This is a genomic window from Rahnella woolbedingensis, from assembly GCF_003602095.1.
Classification (GTDB): Bacteria; Pseudomonadota; Gammaproteobacteria; order Enterobacterales; family Enterobacteriaceae; genus Rahnella; species Rahnella woolbedingensis.
Map to the genome: position 1 here is coordinate 54,393 of NZ_RAHH01000012.1, position 17,703 is coordinate 72,095.

Genomic DNA, 17,703 nt, shown 5'->3' on the forward strand with positions numbered 1-17,703 from the left:
AGAAGCAGATTAACTATATGGCACTCTCCTTTTCATTGGGCATGAAGCAATTCTGGAATGGTTTAGCCCAGATGCAGGCTCAGGGACTTTACTGGGTCAACACTGACAGCCAGGAAGCGGCATATCGTCTGAGCGGACAAGTCCTTGAAGCTCAGCGGGGAGAAGTCCCTGTTAGCTTGTTTTTCCCGCAGCACAATTTAATTTGCGCTGAAGATGAAAATAGACTAGCCGACGACAATATTCTTCTGACGCATTTGCGCAATCACCCGAAGCACACGTTTTATTACCAGCTTGCCGAGGGGAAAAACGCGTTTCTTGGGTTGCCCGCCGATATTAATCGTTTGCCTGGTTATGCTGCCTCCTTAATGATTTTATTACTTCCTGCAACACGTTGTCAGGAAGTAAATGATAAACAACTTTCCCGCTGGCTGAGTGAAATCCGGACAGGCGCAAATAGCAAAGGAGCCACGCTCCTTATTATCTGTTACGGCGCTGGCATTAATGCGGTTAAATCCCGTTTACATTTATATCATCGCAATATATACGGCCTTGCCGATTTAAAAACTGATGTGGAACCGAATCAGTGGGGCATTTCATGGTGGCATGACAGTCTGGGTGCCGAGGCAAATACGCTTTATCCCATCACCCCTCGCGAGAACGGTTGGGAAATCCAGAAAGACGCCCCTTCTCAGGTATCTGCCCAAACCGGTGATGACCAGTGGATGTTGCTGGCTGAGCGTTCAGTCCTTGAAGGTGCGCCTGCACTTTCCGAACGCTGGTTCCTGTTCGATGGTAATGAAGCGCTGACTGAAAGAGGCACGCACGCCCGTTCCGCCACGGTGATTTTTGCGCTGGGCGGGAATGACGAAGTGGAAGTGCTGGCGCGTCAGATCCATCTTTTACGTATTCAGCGCGGCAATGGTCTGAAAATTGTCGTACGTGAAATGAATTCTTCCCTGCGTTATGTCGATCAGCGTTTGCTGCAAGCTTGTGGTGCTAATCTGGTCGTGCCACACGCTGCGCGTCTTTCCAATTTCCTGACCTTGCTGGACGATCTGCAAAACCTGACGTTTACCCGCCATGTGCCACAGGATATCGACGTGTTGCTCGACAGCCGCCTGCCAACGCATCATAAGGGTTACCTGCCACTGCCGGTATTCTGCGAGGTGATGCGCGATATCTGGAATCATGCCGCGCTGGCGACAGAATCACGCGGGATTTTAATCTCGTTGCGCCCTGCCGCCGGGATCAGTCCGCAGCAGGCGATGTCACTCTGTTCGCTGCGCCGTGACGGCGATATTCTCACCGTGACCGAGCGTCATCTGTATCTGTTCCTGTCAAACTGTCAGGTCAGCGATGTCGAAAACGTGCTGGCATTCCTGTTTAATCTGCCGGTCAAAGAAGTCTTTACCAGTCAGACCTTCTGGAGTCACGAGCTGGATATTCAGACCGAAGTCCGCCGCCTGGCCGCCAAACCGCCGGTGGCAAATCCGGTGTCAGCCGCGCAGTCATTTGTGCCGCATAAAACTGAACCGCTGAAACGGGCACCGGTTCATCAGCCCGTTCCTGTGACGCTTGCCGTGAGCGATACCCCCGTTATTTACACGCAGGAGTAAGAGAAATGGACATTCAGGACATTATCGAAATTTTTATTCTGGCGGCGGTGATTTTTATCCCGCTGGGATATGCCCTGCGCAGCCGTTTGCCGCGCTGGATAAACCGTTTTGCGACGCGTTTTCTTTCGCCGCGTTATTTAACACCGATGACGATGAGCACCATCAATAAAAGCCGGAAACGATCCGCTACTTTGCCTGATAATTCAGCGGCTACAGGGAAATCCAAAACTTCATTATGAACGAATCGCACTCCTCTTCACCGCGTTTGCGGATCTGGCAATCCTGGCGTGGTCTCGGCGCCTGGAACTACTATTTCTTACTGAAATTCGTTCTGCTTTCACAGGGTTATCTGAATTTTGACGCACTGAGCAATCTGGTTTTTGCGGCGGTGCTGTTATTCCCGCTGCGCTCCCTGCGTCTGCATCGCTGGCGGCAATGGGTTGCCCTGCCATTCGGGCTGGCGCTGCTTTATCACGATACCTGGCTGCCGGGCTGGCATTCTATTGTGAATCAGGGGGCGGACGTTGCAGGTTTCAGCGTCAGCTACCTGCTGGAACTGGCCGACCGCTTTATTAACTGGCAGTGGATCGCCGTGGGTTTCGCCCTGCTGGTCGGCTATCTGTTTATTTCACAATGGCTGCGTCTGACCACGTTCACGGTGATTGCCCTGCTGTGGGTGAATTTCAGCGGCCTGATCACGCCACTGTTAACGCACTCGCCGGCACCAGTTGTGGCGCAAAACACGGCTGCCGCTCCGGCAGAAGTGACACCTTCCGGGACCGATAATACTGTCAGCGGGCCACCGACCAATGCCAATCTGAATGCTTATCTGGACAAGTTCTATCAAAACGAACGCCGCAAGGCGACGAAGTTTCCTGATGCCCTGCCTGCCGATGCTCAGCCTTTCGATCTGCTGGTCATTAACATCTGTTCACTGGCCTGGTCAGATCTGGACGCCGTAAATCTGTCGACTTCCCCGTTGTGGTCGCGCTTTGACTATGTGTTCAGCAATTTCAACTCAGCTACCGCTTACAGCGGTCCGGCGTCGATTCGTCTGCTGCGCGCCAGCTGCGGTCAGCCGTCGCACCACGATTTGTATCAGCCTGCCGGTCAGCAATGTTATCTGTTTGACGATCTGGCGCGTCTTGGATTCACCTCGCAGCTGGCGATGGATCACACCGGTGAGTTCGGTAATTACATCGGCAATCTGCGGGATGATGCTGACATGAAAGCCCCGCTGATGTCGCAGGCGGGTCTGGGTTATGAACTGACCTCTTTCGACGGGTCGCCGATTTTCAACGACGGTCAGCTGTTCTCCCGCTGGCTGGAAAATCAGGAAAAAGCCGGTACTGCGCGCACCGCAACCTTCTTCAACCTGATCCCATTGCATGACGGCAACCGTTACGTCGGCAGTAATAAAGGAGCGGACTACCATAACCGCGCCCAGACGCTGCTGAATCAGCTGAACACCTTTATGGATCAGCTGGATAAATCCGGTCGTAAAGTGATGCTGGTGGTGGTGCCTGAACATGGCGCAGCGCTGGTGGGCGACAAGATGCAGATTTCCGGCCTGCGTGATATCCCGAGTCCGGGCATTACTCACATACCGGTCGGTGTGAAGTTCTTTGGTATGCAGGCGCCGCATGCACCATCGCCAATGAAAATCGACGCAAAGAGCAGCTATCAGGCGATTTCTGAAATGGTCGCCCGTGCGGTGGACGGTAAAGTATTCACCACTCAGACGATGGACTGGAAAACCTTCGGTTCGAACCTGCCGCAAACTCCGCTGGTTTCTGAAAATGAAAACTCGGTGGTGATGGAATATCAGGGAAAAATTTATATCCGCCTGAACGGCGGGGGATGGGTGCCGTACCCGAGTTGATGCTATTTTGTGGGCTTGCCGCCCACACGGGCACCCAAACGGCCTAAGGTCAACACCGTGGGCGTCGGCCCACACCGACCAGAGACCCGGTAGCGCGGGTCTCTGGACTCCGCGTTTTTTTCACTTCGCGCTATCGCTGGACACTATGTTTCAGGTGCCGCAGAGACAGGCTGGAAATCTTGCCGCTGCGCGGTGCCTTCTCTCGGTCTTCGAGCCGCAGGTCTCGAAGCCGCTCCGTTCAGCAAGATTTCTGAATCGCCCGCAGCTTTTAAAAAATCAAAAATAAAACAAGCAAGGTTGTGAAGTAGAAGCCTGAGGCCGGTTCCAAAATACCGCCGGACGAGAGGTGGAAAACCGCGTGTCTTTTACGCGGGTTGTAACCCGAAGGGAGGGAACCGCGCAGCGGCGGGATTTTGCGGCTATCGCTGTGGCTTATGAAACATAGCCAGCGAGCAGAGCGCGCAGTGAAAGAGCCGGAGATTCTTAAGAGGCGCGGCGATAGGCGCCTCTTGAGGCCCGTTTGGGTGGCAACCCAAGGTTTTGCCTGTGTCCGGCATTGACACGGTCACTCCGCAAATAACTGGTCATAAACATGTTGTAAATGTCGGCTCATTCTTGCCTTCGCCCCTGCGCCATCTTTCGCCAGAATGGCATCCAGGATCCCCTGATGATCGGCATTCATTTCGCGGGCAAAATCGACTTCAGTGTAATGACTTTCCAGTCGCATAAAACGGCGTGAGCGGCGCTTATCCCACAGGTATCCCATCATATCGTGCAGCACTTCGTTGCCGGTCATTTCACTTATCATCATATGGAAACGGCGGTCGGCTTCAAGAAAAGCGTCGTTGTTGGCATTCAGCTTGTTTAACTCATCGGCAATTTCTTTCAGCTTCACTCGCTGCTCGTCGGTGCCGTTGATCGCTGCCAGTTCCGCCGTCATCGCTTCGTATACCTGACGCGCTTTCACCAGCGATTGCAGGCTGAATTCTTCTTCGCTGCTGACCGTCTGCGCCGCTGGCGTGGTCAGTGGCAGCGGGTCGCTGACGTACACGCCGTTACCGGTGCGGATTTCCACCCAGCCGGTGATTTCCAATGCAATCAACGCCTCGCGAATGGAAGAACGGCTGACGCCCAGCTGTTTGGAAAGGTCGCGTTCGGACGGGATCATCGCCCCCGGCGCAAACTGTCCGGTATTGATGCAGTTAATCAGTACGTTTGAAATCTGGCGATACAGCCGTTCCACCTTCAGGGTTGGTAATTCCATTATTGTCTCCGTGTTCTTGCTGAATGGCAGATCTGTTATCCAGGTCACATTAATCATCGGGTTGATACTGAATCATATGTCGGTCTGATGGCCTGACCAGCAGACCACCTGACCAGACCGCGCATTAAGATTGAACTTATCACCGGCCATGCGTCAACTACATTCAGAGAGTCAGTTAACAATTTAAGGAAAACACATGGAACAGACATGGCGTTGGTACGGCCCGAACGATCCGGTTTCGCTTGATGATGTGCGTCAGGCTGGCGCAACTGGCGTGGTCAGCGCCCTGCACCATATTCCTAACGGTGAAGTCTGGCCGGTAGAAGAGATCAAAAAACGTAAAGCAATCATCGAAGCCAAAGGTCTGGTGTGGTCCGTGGTGGAAAGTATTCCGGTGCATGAGGAAATCAAAACCCGCAGCGGAGATGTTGAGAAGCACATTGCTAACTATCAGCAATCCATCCGCAATCTGGCGGAATGCGGCATCGATACGGTTTGCTATAACTTCATGCCGGTTCTCGACTGGACGCGTACCGATCTGGGGTATCTGCTGCCGGACGGTTCCCGCGCCCTGCGCTTCGACCATATCGCTTTCGCAGCCTTTGAATTGCATTTGCTCAAACGCGAAGGCGCCACGACTTATTACAGTGCACAAGAACAGGAACAGGCAGCGGAATACTTTGCGACGATGACGCAGGCAGATAAAGACCAGCTGGTTTCGAACATCATTGCCGGTCTGCCGGGTGCAGAAGAAGGCTATACGCTGGATCAGTTCCGCGCCCGTCTGGCGACTTACGACGGAATCGATAAAGCCAAACTGCGCGAAAACATGGCGCACTTCCTGCGCAGTATTGTACCGGTAGCAGAGCAATGTGGATTAAGTCTGGCGGTTCATCCGGATGATCCTCCGCGCCCTATCCTCGGCCTGCCGCGTATTATCTCCACCATCGAAGACATGCAGTGGCTGAAAGAAACCGTCGACAGTATTCACAACGGTTTCTGCTTCTGTACCGGTTCTTACGGCGTGCGTGAAGATAACGACCTGGTGAAAATGATGACTGATTACGCCGACCGCGTGCACTTCATTCACCTGCGTGCCACACAGCGCGAAGAAGTGCCGGGCAGCTTCCATGAAGCCGACCATCTGGACGGTGATGTGGATATGGTCGCGGTCATTAAAGCGATTCTGACCGAAGAGCAAACCCGCCGCCGCGCGGGTAATCTGCGCGCCATCCCGATGCGTCCGGATCACGGCCATCAGATGCTGGATGATTTGCATAAGAAAACTAATCCGGGGTATTCGGCGATTGGACGCCTGCGCGGATTAGCGGAACTTCGCGGTGTGGAGCGGGCGTTGAAACAGAGCTTCTTTGCCGAGTAAACTCTCGGGATCAATTAACTTCCGACTGAGATAATTTCGGTTTCTTAATAACGGTTATCACCCGGCCTTATCGCGCTGAAACCGACCAAAGAGGGCTATGACGAGCCCTCTTTGGAATCTCCACGTCTCGAACTGCACGCTTCGCTCGCTGGCTATATTTCAGTTACGACAGTGACAGGCTGGAAAGCTTGCCGCTGCGCGGTGCCTTCACTCGGTCCTGGAGCCTCTGGTCTCCAGCCCGCTCCGTTCAGCAAGCTTTCTGAATCGCCAGCACGATCTAAAATTCAAAGACAGAATGTTGTGATCTTTTAGATAAGTATATTGGCGTGCTCAAAATTCAGCTGAACGGAGCGGCTTCGAGACCATAGGCTCGAAGACCGAGAGAAGGCAGTGCAAAGCACCTGAATTTACGCCACTCACCAATGTGCCGGAACATGTCCGTCATACAAGCGACAGCGCGCGGTGAAAAAAGCGCGGAGTCCAGAGGCCCGCGCGTTACCGGGTCTCTGGTCGGTGTGGGCCGACGCCCACGGTGTTGACCTTAAGGCCAGTTTGGGTGGCACCCCAAGGTGTTGAACTTAACCCCTCTGCAAACTCAAAAATGATATGCCACTGCGTTTTCCTGCTCTGGCCACGGATGTGATTTATACGGTTTAGCCGGATAGTTGATCTCCACGCTGCGGCGGCGGAAATCACTCGGGCTTACCCCTACCCGTTTGCGGAACACGCGCGAGAAATACAACTGATCGTCATAACCCACCACGCGGCCAATGGTCGCAATAGATTCCTGTGTGGTCTGCAACAGCAGTTTGGCGCGGATCACCCGCTGGTCTTCACGCCAGCGCAAAATATTAATCCCCACCTGTTCGCGGAACAGATGCGCCAGCCGCGATGGCGACAGACAGACGTGACGCGCCACTTCGTCGATACGCAGCTCTCCGGCCAGATTACCGGTGATGAACTGGCAGGCCTCGATCACGCGCGGATCCATAATCTTTTGCGGACTCTGCGGATCTTCTTCCATTGCGCGCAGCAACAGACGCTCCAGCAGGTTCATCCCCAGCTCTTCGCAGAAACGACGTCCGGACTTTTGCGTTTGCTCAATATTGGCAAACAGACGGTCGAATTCCAGCAACAGCGTGTTATTTGGCAGTGACAGACGCCCGACGTCGCGAGTTTTGGTGTGCCATTCCAGCCAGTCAGCCCAGTAAGCACGCGGGCGGAAATACACCCAGCGGTGATACCAGGAATCCGCATTGGCGGAACGGCTGTAAAGATGGCGGGCTTTCGGCGGGAACAACAGCAGATCGCCGGGATTACAGTAAAACGTGTCTTCGCCGTCGAAGACTTTGCCCTGCCCTTTTACCGTCAGGTTAAGGATAAAACCTTTCATGCCCCCCGGACGGTCGATGGCGAAATCCAGTGGCCCGTCAGCGAGGATCGGTGTCATACCGGCGACCAGATAGGCGTTGAAACTGTAACCCGGTAACAGCGGATTTTGCTGTTGATCCTGAATCATACGGTGATACATCGAACCTCCTGAAACTTCACGTGGCTATGGACTTTTCATCTATTCTAATCGGCGGTGAAAACGCTGCCAGTAAAGGTTACTAATTTGTGAACAAACACGCGTTTTTGCGGCATTTAACCGGTGTGAGCGTTAAATGCCGCAGGTAATATGCTGTGAAAACGTTATCACAAAACCCTGTTAAACGGTCTTTTTGGCTTTCTGTTTGTAGCGGTCAAAGATGACGGCGGCCAGCAGGATCAGACCACGTACCACATACTGCGAGAACGGGGAAATATTCAGCAGGTTCATGGCATTTTCTACGGTACCAAGGATAAGGATCCCCGAGACCACGTAAGAAATTTTACCGATCCCCCCTTTCAGGGAAACACCACCCAATACGCAGGCAGAGATGACGATAAGCTCAAAGCCCAGCGACGTCATCGGCTGTCCGCTGGTCATACGCGAAGCCAGAATGATCCCCGCTGCCGCCGACACCAGCCCGGACAACATGAAGATGATGATTTTGGTGCGCACCACCGGGACACCGGCCAGACGCGCCGCATCTTCATTACCGCCAATCGCCAGCGTATTGCGGCCAAAAGTGGTTTTATTGAGCAGCAGACCAAAGATAATCAGGCAGCCGACGGTCAGCCAGATAGGTGCTGGCAGCCCCAGCCAGTTGGCATAGCCGAGCGCGAAGAAGCGTTCGTCTTCGATGCCTACCGCTTTACCGTCCGAAATGATGTACGCCAGACCGCGCACAATCTGCATAGTGGCCAGTGTGGTGATCAGCGCATTGATCTTCAGGCGCGCGATAACAAAACCATTGAGCAAACCGGTCAGCATCCCGAGCACTAAACCGGCCGCGATGCCAATCCACAGGCTTTCGGTCATGTTGATGACCACCGCCGTGGTGACGCCCGCACAGGCTATGACCGAGGCGACAGACAGGTCGAAGTCACCGGATGCCAGACAAAACAGCATCCCGCACGCCACCATGCCGGACATCGAAATAGCCAGCCCCAGTCCTTTCATGTTGATGAAAGAACTGAAGTTCGGCACGAAAATAGTACAGGCGAGAAACAGCACGGCGAACACCACTAACATGCCGTAAGTGTCCCAGATACGCATCAGACCTTGTCCGCTGCGCGATGCCGCTGAAGGTTGGTCCGGTTTGGCTGAATTGGTTGTCATACTCGACATAATATTTTTGCTCCTCAGTCAGGCAGCGTCAGGGGCAGAATCAAGGTCTGGTGTCCGCAACATGGCGAGCCCCAGCGCTTTTTCTTCGGTGGCTTCGTCATGGGACAGTTCGCCGGAAATTGCGCCTTCGCGCATCACCACAATTCTGTCTGCCAGACCCAGCACTTCCGGTAAATCACTGGACGCAAACAGCACGGCAATGCCCTGTTTCGCCAGTGAATAAATCACGTTGTAGATTTCATGTTTGGCACCTACGTCAATTCCGCGCGTCGGTTCATCGAGCAAAATGACTTTCATGTCTTCCGATAACCAGCGACCCAAAATGGCCTTTTGCTGATTACCGCCGGAAAGGTTCATGATCAGTTGCTGATCGCCCGGCGTTTTGATATTCAGCGCCTCGATGTGCTTGCGGGCATTTTTCGCTTCCCAGTCGTTGTTGATCAGGCACCCCGCTATCACTGTTTTGCGGCGGGCGCTGATGTTGATGTTGTCACGCACCGAGTGAACCGGAATGATGCCGTCAGCTTTGCGGTCTTCCGGACACAGCATAATGCCCTGGCGGATCGCGTCCGCCGGTTTGCGGATATTCATCACTTTGCCGTCGAGCCGCAGTGTGCCGCCGGTAATGCGCGTGCCGCCGAATAATCCCTTCATCAGCTCACTGCGACCGGCCCCCACCAGCCCGAACAGACCGACAATTTCGCCCTGACGGACACTCAGACTGATCGGCGTTTTCACCCCCGGCGCTTTCACCTGATCCAGTTGTAAACGCACTTCGCCGTGCGGACGGGGCGCATAACCGTAAATATCATCCAGATTACGGCCGACCATCGCCTGCACCAGCTTGCTGTTATCCACCTGCGTCATGTCGTCAAAGGTGCGCACATAGCGGCCATCCTTGAAAACGGTGACGGCGTCACTTAATGCAAAAATCTCTTCCATACGGTGTGACACATACAAAATCACCCGACCTTCTGCGCGCAACTCACGGATAATCCGGAATAATTGTTCGATTTCACGGGCAGACAGCGAACTGGTCGGCTCATCAAACGCAATAATTTTGGCGTTACGCGCCAGCGCTTTGGCGATTTCCACCATCTGCCACTGGCCGATGGAGAGATATTTCAGCGGCATATCCGGATCGATATCCAGCCCGAGATGTTCGAGCTGAATTTTAGTTTCATAGCGCAGCAATTTGCGGTTCACAAAACCGTATTTGCTGGGCAACTGTCCGAGATAAATGTTTTCTGCCACCGTCATTTCCGGCACCAGATGCAATTCCTGATAAATGATCGCCACACCGGCGTCGAGCGCATCGGTGGTGTTGTTGAAAGCGACCTGCTGCCCTCGGATATGAATATTGCCCTGCGAAGGCTGATAGTTACCGCTGAGGATTTTCAGCAGCGTGGATTTACCCGCGCCATTTTCGCCCATCAGCGCATGGATCTGCCCGGCATAACAATTGAAGGAAATCCCGTCCAGCGCTTTCACGCCCGGAAAAGTTTTGCCAATGTCATGGAATTCCAGATACGGCGTGGCCGCATCAAACTCCGTCAGTGACGGCGTCAGCAAAGGCGTCTTGTTTGAAGATTGCTGAGTCATAGTGGCTACCTGGAAATTAAGTAAAGTTGAATGCACGCCACTGCACAGCAGAAAACAGTTCAACGTCTCCCTGTCGTCCACTCTGCAGCAGCGTTATCTAATGCTCTTTTAAATGATTCAGGAGATCACATAAGACCTTTCTTTTTGAGCTCTTCTTTGAAGTTGTCACGGGTGATCAGGACCACATCGGTGACTTCAGTGAATTTCGGTGGTTCAACGCCTTTGGTGACCCATTCGTTCAGCATCTGGATACTTTTATAACCGTGGATATCCGGGCTCGGTAACAGAGAACCGTAGAAGCCGGTTTGTGAGCTTTTTGACAGCTCATTCACCGCGTCCACACCGTTGATGCCGATGCCGATGACGTTCGCGGCTTTAAAGCCCTGACCTTCTGTTGCACGCACGCCACCCAGAACGGTGTTGTCGTTCATGCCGATGATCAGCCAGTTTTTAACTTCAGGATGCTGTACCAGCAGGGAGTTACCCGCGTCCAGTGCGCCGGGAATATCATTAGATTTCGTCGGCACTTTGTAGATTTGTTTTTCCGGGAAACCGGCCGCTTTCAGCGCATCCATAGAACCGCTGGTACGACGGCGTGCGGTGTCCAGCTCATCTGCAGTAATCGCCATCACGCCGGTATCTGCCGCTTTCCAGCCGCGTTTTTGCATTTCCTTATACAGTTCCTGCCCCTGACGTTCGCCAATTTTGGTCGCCGCCATCATCACTAATGGCACCTCTTCCATTGGTTTGCCTTTGGCATTCACAAACTGGTCATCCACCTGGATAACTTTCATGTCATAGCTGCGCGCTTTGGCCATAATCGCAGGCCCCAGACGCGGGTCCGGCGTACAGATAACAAAACCTTTCGCGCCGTTCGCCGCCAGGCTGTCGATGGCATTCAGCGTTTTTTCACCGTCCGGCACAGCAATTTTGATGACCTCAAAGTTCAGATCTTTACCGGCTTTATCTGCAAAGCGCCATTCGGTCTGGAACCACGGTTCTTCCGGCTGTTTAACCAGAAAACCCAGTTTCGGATTATCGGCTGCCATAGCTGAATGTGACATAACAGCCGCTAACCCAACTGCTGCCAGCGCCTTAGTGAATTTATGCATGATGTTCTCCGACTTTTATTGTTGTTTCTCGCGATCCCGGCCCGGAACTTGTTGGCTAGCCGCCATCGTGAAAACGTTATCAGTAGTGTAAAGAAACAAAGTGAGAGTGCGGCGAAGTCATATATATAGCGGATTTACGTCACACTCTCTTGTAAGACGGGTTAAGTTTTAGCGGTAATTTTGCAGCGGAATGTAGAGCGCTATCACACGGCGGGAAAACAGCAGGTTTGTACATAGATATAGCGATTTTAGCCAAATGCTAACATTTGACCAACCTCACAGAAACATCATTGGGAGCAGATTTGTGCATACTTCCAGCTAACGCCTCCTCACTCACTTTTTTGCATCCTCCTACTGTTAGAGCAATTCGATTCGCCGCCGTAATGACTACGGCAAACCTGAAGGAGTGAGAAAGAATGACGCAAGGTGCGATTGCTCTTGGTCTTGATTTTGGCAGCGATTCTGTCCGGGCACTGGCTGTGGATTGTCAGACCGGTGCGGAGATGGAAACGGACGTGGTTTATTATCCGCGCTGGAATGAAGGCCGCTACTGTGACGCGGCAATAAACCAGTTCCGTCACCATCCGCTCGACTATATCGAGGCGATGGAGCAGGCAATTAAAAATGTCGTGCAACGGTTGGGGACTGAACGGGCGGCACGCGTGGTGGGGATCGGTGTCGATTCCACCGGTTCTACGCCTGCCCCGGTAGATAATGAAGGCAATATTCTGGCGCTGAATCCGGAATTTGCCGAAAACCCGAACGCCATGTTCGTATTATGGAAAGATCACACGGCAATAGAAGAAGCCGAAGAAATTAACCGCCTGTGCCGCAGCGGCGATTTCCCCGATTATTCCCGCTATATCGGCGGCGTTTATTCCTCAGAATGGTTCTGGGCGAAAATTCTGCACGTTTCCCGCGCCGATGAGCGTGTGAAAAAAGCCGCTGCGTCCTGGGTCGAACTGTGCGACTGGGTGCCCGCCCTGCTTTCCGGTACCACGGCACCGGACAAAGTCATGCGCGGACGTTGCAGCGCCGGACACAAAATGCTCTGGCACCCTTCGTGGGGCGGTCTGCCTCCTAAAGATTTCTTTGCCGCACTCGATCCGCTGCTGGTCGAACATCTGCCGTATCCGCTGTTTACCGATACCGTCACCGCTGAACAGCCGGTCGGCACCCTGACGCCGGAATGGGCGCAGCGCCTTGGCCTGCCCGCTTCCGTCGTGCTATCGGGCGGTGCCTTCGACTGCCATATGGGCGCAGTTGGCGCGGGCGCACAGCCTTATACGCTGGTCAAAGTGATTGGCACTTCCACCTGCGACATTCTGATCGCCGATAAAGAACGCGTGAACGACCGCGCGATTGCTGGGATCTGCGGTCAGGTCGAAGGCAGCGTAGTGCCGGATATGATCGGGATGGAAGCCGGACAGTCGGCTTTCGGCGATATGTACGCGTGGTTCAGCCGTCTGCTGAGCTGGCCGCTGATTCAGGCCGCCAAAGCGCATCCTGAAATGAAAACTCAGCTGGAAAGTCTGCAAAAAAATCTGCTGACCGATCTGACTGCAGCCTGGGCCGCTAATCCGAAACTCGATCACCTGCCCCTGGTACTCGACTGGTTCAACGGCCGCCGGACACCGTTCGCCAATCAGCGTCTGAAAGGCGTTATCACTGATATCAATTTAGGCACGCAGGCCCCCGAACTGTTCGGTGGCTTTATCGCCGCCACCGCCTTTGGCGCACGCGCCATTATGGAGTGTTTCGAACAGCAGGATATTCCGGTGGAAAACGTCCTGACACTTGGCGGCATTGCGCGTAAATCGCCGGTCATTATGCAGGTTTGCGCTGATGCCATGAACCGTCCGCTGCAAATTGTCGCCTCCGATCAGTGCTGCGCGCTGGGTGCGGCGATTTTTGCCGCCGTCGCCGCCGGAGAATTCAGCGACGTGCCTGCCGCACAGGAAAAAATGGCCTGCAGCATCGAACGTACTTTGCTGCCGGATCCGCAGCGCGTCGAACTGTATCAGCGCCTGTACGAACGTTATCAGCAATGGTGTGCCACGACTGAACCGCTGTTTGCAGCGAAACTGGCGCATTAGTTTTTACCTTATAAATTGCTATCTCATAAATTGCTATTTCACATATCCGATATTCAGGAGTCACAAATGGACGCGTTTAAACATCTCGAAGTGTGGTTCGCTATTGGCAGTCAGCATCTGTACGGACCAGAAGCCCTACGTCAGGTAAAAGAGAACGCCGAAAAGGTGGTCAGTAGCCTGAACAGCGAAGCCGGTTTGCCGGTCAAACTGGTGCTTAAACCGCTGGTGACCACACCGGATGAGATCACAGCGCTGTGCCGCGACGCCAACTATGACAACGCCTGCGTGGGCATCATCACCTGGCTGCACACTTTTTCTCCGGCCAAAATGTGGATTGCGGGCTTAAGCATCCTGCATAAACCGCTGTTGCAGTTCCATACGCAATTCAACGCTGAAATTCCGTGGGATACCATGGATATGGACTTCATGAACCTGAACCAGACCGCTCACGGTGGCCGTGAATTTGGTTTCATCGGTGCCCGTATGCGTCAGCAACACACCGTGGTTGCCGGTCACTGGCAGGACGGTGAATCGCATCGTCGCATCGCTCAGTGGATGCGCGTAGCTGCCGCGAAAAACGAAAGTCAGCACCTGAAAGTGGCGCGTTTTGGCGACAACATGCGTGAAGTGGCAGTCACCGAAGGCGACAAAGTGGCGGCTCAGATCCAGTTCGGTTACAGCATCAGCGCCTACGGCATTGGCGATTTAGTCAGCGTCATCAACGAAGTCAGCAAGGGCGATATCGACACACTGGTGGAAGAATATGAAGCCACCTATCGCCTGACCGATGCGGTCAAACTCAACGGCGAACGTCGTGAGAATCTGCTGGATGCGGCGAAAATCGAACTGGGTATGACGCGTTTCCTCGAACAGGGTAAATTCGGCGCGTTCACGACCAACTTTGAAGATTTGCACGGCATGAAACAGCTGCCGGGGCTGGCAGTACAACGCCTGATGCAAAAAGGCTACGGCTTTGGCGGCGAAGGCGACTGGAAAACCGCCGCCTTGCTGCGCATCATGAAAGTGATGGCCAGCGGTCTGAAAGGTGGCACATCTTTCATGGAAGATTACACCTATCACTTCAAGCCGGGTAACGATCTGGTGGTCGGTTCGCACATGCTGGAAGTGTGCCCGTCGATTGCCAAAGAAGAAAAACCGCTGCTGGATGCGCAATATCTTGGCATAGGCGGCAAGGCAGATCCGGCGCGTCTGATCTTCTCCACTCCGGCAGGCCCGGCGGTTAACGCCAGCGTCATCGACATGGGCGATCGTTTCCGTCTGCTGGTCAATCTGGTCGATACCGTTGAACAGCCGCATCCGCTGCCAAAACTGCCGGTCGCCCGCGCTATCTGGAAAGCCCAGCCTTCTCTGGCGACAGCAGCAGAAGCCTGGATCCTCGGCGGCGGCGCGCACCACACCGTGTTCTCGCAGGCCCTGGATCTGGACGCAATGCGGTTATACGCAGAGCTGACCAATATTGAGCTGCTGGTGATTGATAACGATACAACGCTGCCAGACTTCAAGAATCAGATCCGCTGGAATGAGGTTTATTACAAATTGTGCAGTCGCTGATTTGCTTGCAGAAGGCCGCTGCAATGGCGGCTTACAATGCTAAAGCGAGTTAGCGTAAATTTCGGTTTTTCAATAACAGTTATCACTGTAGCTTTCGCGGCGAAACCGACCAAAGAGGGCTAAGACGAGCCCTCTTTGGAATCTCCACGTCTTAAACTCCCCGCTCCGCTCGCTGGCTACGTTTCAGAAACAACAGCGACAGGCTGGAAATTTTGCCGCTGCGCGGTACCTTCACTCGGTCCTGGAGCCTCTGGTCTCCAGGCCGCTCCGTTCAGCAAGTTTTCTGAACCGCCCGCACCATCTTAAATTCAAAGGCAAAATGTCTTTTATCTTTTAGAAAAGTTGATTGGCGTGCTCAAAAATGGCACCGAATGAATGGTTCGAGACCAAAGGCTCGACACCTGAAATTCGGAAATCGCGAAGCGATGACATTTTGCGCCACTCACTATTGCACAGGAACATGTCCGTCATACCCGCGGCAGCGCGCAGTGAAAAAAGCGCGGAGTCCAGTTTGGGTGGCAACCCAAGGTCTTATCGGTGTGGGCCGACGCCCACGGTCTTGACCTTGAGGCCAGTTTGGGTGGCAACCCAAGGTTTTTGTCATCCATCCGTCACATTCCCCCTTTACGCTCACCAGCACAATTAAGTCCCAAAGAGGATAGTACCAACCATGATCATTCCAGCTCATCACGGCGGGGATGCGCCTGCGCGCATGCCTTCTCCTCCCGCCATCGCCATACATCAGGTGTCCCATTTCTTTGGGAGCAACCAGGTACTCAATCACGTCAATTTATCCGTGCCGGAAGGTACGATCCTCGCCCTGCTCGGCCCTTCGGGCTGCGGGAAAAGCACGCTGCTGAAAATGCTGGCGGGGTTACTGCATCCGGCGTCAGGACAAATCAGTTTCGATGGTGAAATCGTCGCCAGCGGAAAACTCAGCCTGCCGCCGGAAAAACGTAATCTCGGGATGGCGTTTCAGGATTACGCTCTGTGGCCGCACATGACAGTGCGCCAGAACGTCGCGTTTCCCTTACAGATGCGCGGTATTCGTGGCGCGGTGCAACACGAAAAAGTGATGGCCGCACTGGAACGCGTCGGGCTGGCGGATTTTGTCTCTCGCCGCCCTTCTGAGCTTTCCGGCGGTCAGCAACAGCGTGTGGCACTGGCCCGCGCCATTGTCGCCGAGCCGCGCATTCTGCTGTTCGACGAACCGCTGTCCAATCTTGACCGCGACCTGCGTGAAAGTCTGTGCGAGGAGATGGCGACATTGTTGCGCCAGCTCCACACCACGGCGGTGTACGTCACCCACGATCAGCATGAAGCCCGCACCCTCGCTCACCGGATTGCACGCATGGACAAAGGCGCGATCGCCAGTATTGACCCGACTGACCCTTCCGTTGTTTCACCTTTTGTTGCTTAACCTTTGATGGAATGAAAATGATGAACCGCACACACAACACAAAGACAAAAACGTTTTCCCGTATCAAAACAGGCGTAATGACAGCAATGACTCTTTCTCTCGCAATGGCAGCAGGCAGCGCTCAGGCGCTGACGCTTTACACCGCCGGGCCGGGCTCACTGGCAAAAAAACTGGCGGCAGGCTATGAAAAACAAACCGGCGTAAAAGTCAATGTTTTCCAGGCCACCACCGGCAAAGTGATGGCACGTCTGGAAGCTGAACAGGCCAATCCGCGTGCCGACGTTTTAATCTCCGCTTCCTGGGATACCGCCACCGATCTCGAACAACGCGGCTGGTTACTGGAATATCAGAGCCCGAATTCCGGGCAGGTGCCGGCACAATTCAAAACGCCGTATTACGTCGCGCAGGGTATTTCCGCACTCGGTATCGTATGGAACACCAAAAGCGGCACCACCGAACCGAAAGACTGGGGCGATTTAGCCAAACCGGAATTCAAAGACAAAGTCACCACGCCGGATCCGTCGCTTTCCGGTGCCTCTTTAGATTTGCTGATCGGGTTACAAAATGCCCACGCGCAGCAGGCCTGGAAGCTGTTTGAGGATCTGAAAGCCAACGGCATGATTATCGCTGGACCTAACGCGCAGGCGCTGACGCCGGTTCTGCAGGGTGCGAAAGCCGCCGTCTTTGGTGCGGTGGACTACGTTTCTTATGCCAGCGTGCAGGATGGTGAATCGGTCAAAGTGATTTTCCCGAGCAGCGGTACAGTGATTGCCCCGCGCCCGATGATGATCCTCAAATCCAGCCAGCAGCAGAAAGAAGCCAAAGCGTTTATCGATTACGCGCTGTCACCTGAAGGCCAGAAACTGGTCGCCGATGCCTGGCTGATGCCCGCTCGTACGGATATCGACGCCAAACGTCCGCTGTTCAAATCACTAAAGTTACTCCCGGAGGCTTCACAGGCTTGCGTGTCACGCAAAGACGTCCTCGACCGCTTTGCGAAGCTTTTCGGCCAGCAATAATCCCTTCACGGGCTGTTGATAAAACA

13 protein-coding genes are annotated in these 17,703 nt (G+C 53.9%); 8 read left to right on the plus strand and 5 right to left on the minus strand.

All coding sequences use genetic code 11. The features are described 5' to 3' along the window. Positions 1-17: 17 nt before the first annotated feature. Genes bcsE through bcsG form a run of 3 tightly spaced genes read left to right on the plus strand, consistent with a single transcriptional unit; the run spans position 18 to position 3,498 of the window. Positions 18-1,616 carry a cellulose biosynthesis protein BcsE gene (gene bcsE / locus D6C13_RS11865; protein WP_120133041.1) on the plus strand — a complete coding sequence of 533 codons (1,599 nt, stop codon included), beginning with the start codon at positions 18-20 and terminating at the stop codon, positions 1,614-1,616. A 5-nt stretch (positions 1,617-1,621) separates the two neighbouring features. Beyond that, entirely contained in the window at positions 1,622-1,855 is a 234-nt protein-coding gene (gene bcsF, locus D6C13_RS11870; protein ID WP_120132950.1) for a cellulose biosynthesis protein BcsF, read from the plus strand. Next, the gene (gene bcsG / locus D6C13_RS11875; RefSeq protein WP_120132951.1) at positions 1,852-3,498 is read left to right on the plus strand and encodes a cellulose biosynthesis protein BcsG; all 1,647 of its coding nucleotides are present in this window, start codon (positions 1,852-1,854) and stop codon (positions 3,496-3,498) included. The genes bcsF and bcsG overlap by 4 nt, the downstream gene beginning before the upstream one ends. 565 nt (positions 3,499-4,063) lie before the next feature. Here bcsG and D6C13_RS11880 read toward each other — a convergent pair. Beyond that, entirely contained in the window at positions 4,064-4,762 is a 699-nt protein-coding gene (locus tag D6C13_RS11880) for a FadR/GntR family transcriptional regulator (RefSeq protein ID WP_120132952.1), read from the minus strand. 196 nt (positions 4,763-4,958) lie between these two features. On the opposite strand from D6C13_RS11880, the gene uxuA reads away from it, so the two are divergent. Next, entirely contained in the window at positions 4,959-6,143 is a 1,185-nt protein-coding gene (uxuA, locus tag D6C13_RS11885) for a mannonate dehydratase (RefSeq protein WP_120132953.1), read from the plus strand. Between the two features lie 595 nt (positions 6,144-6,738). Here uxuA and araC read toward each other — a convergent pair. The 4 genes from araC to D6C13_RS11905 form a co-directional block, all read right to left on the minus strand. Further along, complete coding sequence (gene araC / locus D6C13_RS11890; RefSeq protein WP_120132954.1) at positions 6,739-7,674, minus strand: arabinose operon transcriptional regulator AraC; 936 nt, start codon at positions 7,672-7,674, stop codon at positions 6,739-6,741. Between the two features lie 177 nt (positions 7,675-7,851). Further along, entirely contained in the window at positions 7,852-8,856 is a 1,005-nt protein-coding gene (gene araH / locus D6C13_RS11895; protein ID WP_120132955.1) for an L-arabinose ABC transporter permease AraH, read from the minus strand. Between the two features lie 18 nt (positions 8,857-8,874). Then, positions 8,875-10,458 carry an L-arabinose ABC transporter ATP-binding protein AraG gene (gene araG, locus D6C13_RS11900; RefSeq protein WP_120132956.1) on the minus strand — a complete coding sequence of 528 codons (1,584 nt, stop codon included), beginning with the start codon at positions 10,456-10,458 and terminating at the stop codon, positions 8,875-8,877. Positions 10,459-10,583: 125 nt separating this feature from the next. Further along, positions 10,584-11,570 (minus strand): arabinose ABC transporter substrate-binding protein, encoded by a 987-nt coding sequence (locus D6C13_RS11905; protein ID WP_120132957.1) that lies wholly within the window; start codon positions 11,568-11,570, stop codon positions 10,584-10,586. A gap of 416 nt (positions 11,571-11,986) precedes the next feature. Between D6C13_RS11905 and D6C13_RS11910 the strand changes: the two genes are divergently transcribed. The 4 genes from D6C13_RS11910 (at position 11,987) to D6C13_RS11925 (ending at position 17,677) form a co-directional block, all read left to right on the plus strand. After that, positions 11,987-13,666 (plus strand): ribulokinase, encoded by a 1,680-nt coding sequence (locus D6C13_RS11910; protein WP_120132958.1) that lies wholly within the window; start codon positions 11,987-11,989, stop codon positions 13,664-13,666. Between the two features lie 66 nt (positions 13,667-13,732). Continuing rightward, positions 13,733-15,238, plus strand: a complete 1,506-nt coding sequence (araA, locus tag D6C13_RS11915) for an L-arabinose isomerase (protein WP_120132959.1) — start codon at positions 13,733-13,735, stop codon at positions 15,236-15,238. Between the two features lie 670 nt (positions 15,239-15,908). After that, a complete protein-coding gene (locus D6C13_RS11920; RefSeq protein WP_120132960.1) occupies positions 15,909-16,658 on the plus strand; it encodes an ABC transporter ATP-binding protein in 750 nt (249 codons plus the stop codon). Positions 16,659-16,735: 77 nt separating this feature from the next. Then, positions 16,736-17,677 (plus strand): ABC transporter substrate-binding protein, encoded by a 942-nt coding sequence (locus D6C13_RS11925; RefSeq protein ID WP_208642889.1) that lies wholly within the window; start codon positions 16,736-16,738, stop codon positions 17,675-17,677. Positions 17,678-17,703: the final 26 nt, after the last annotated feature.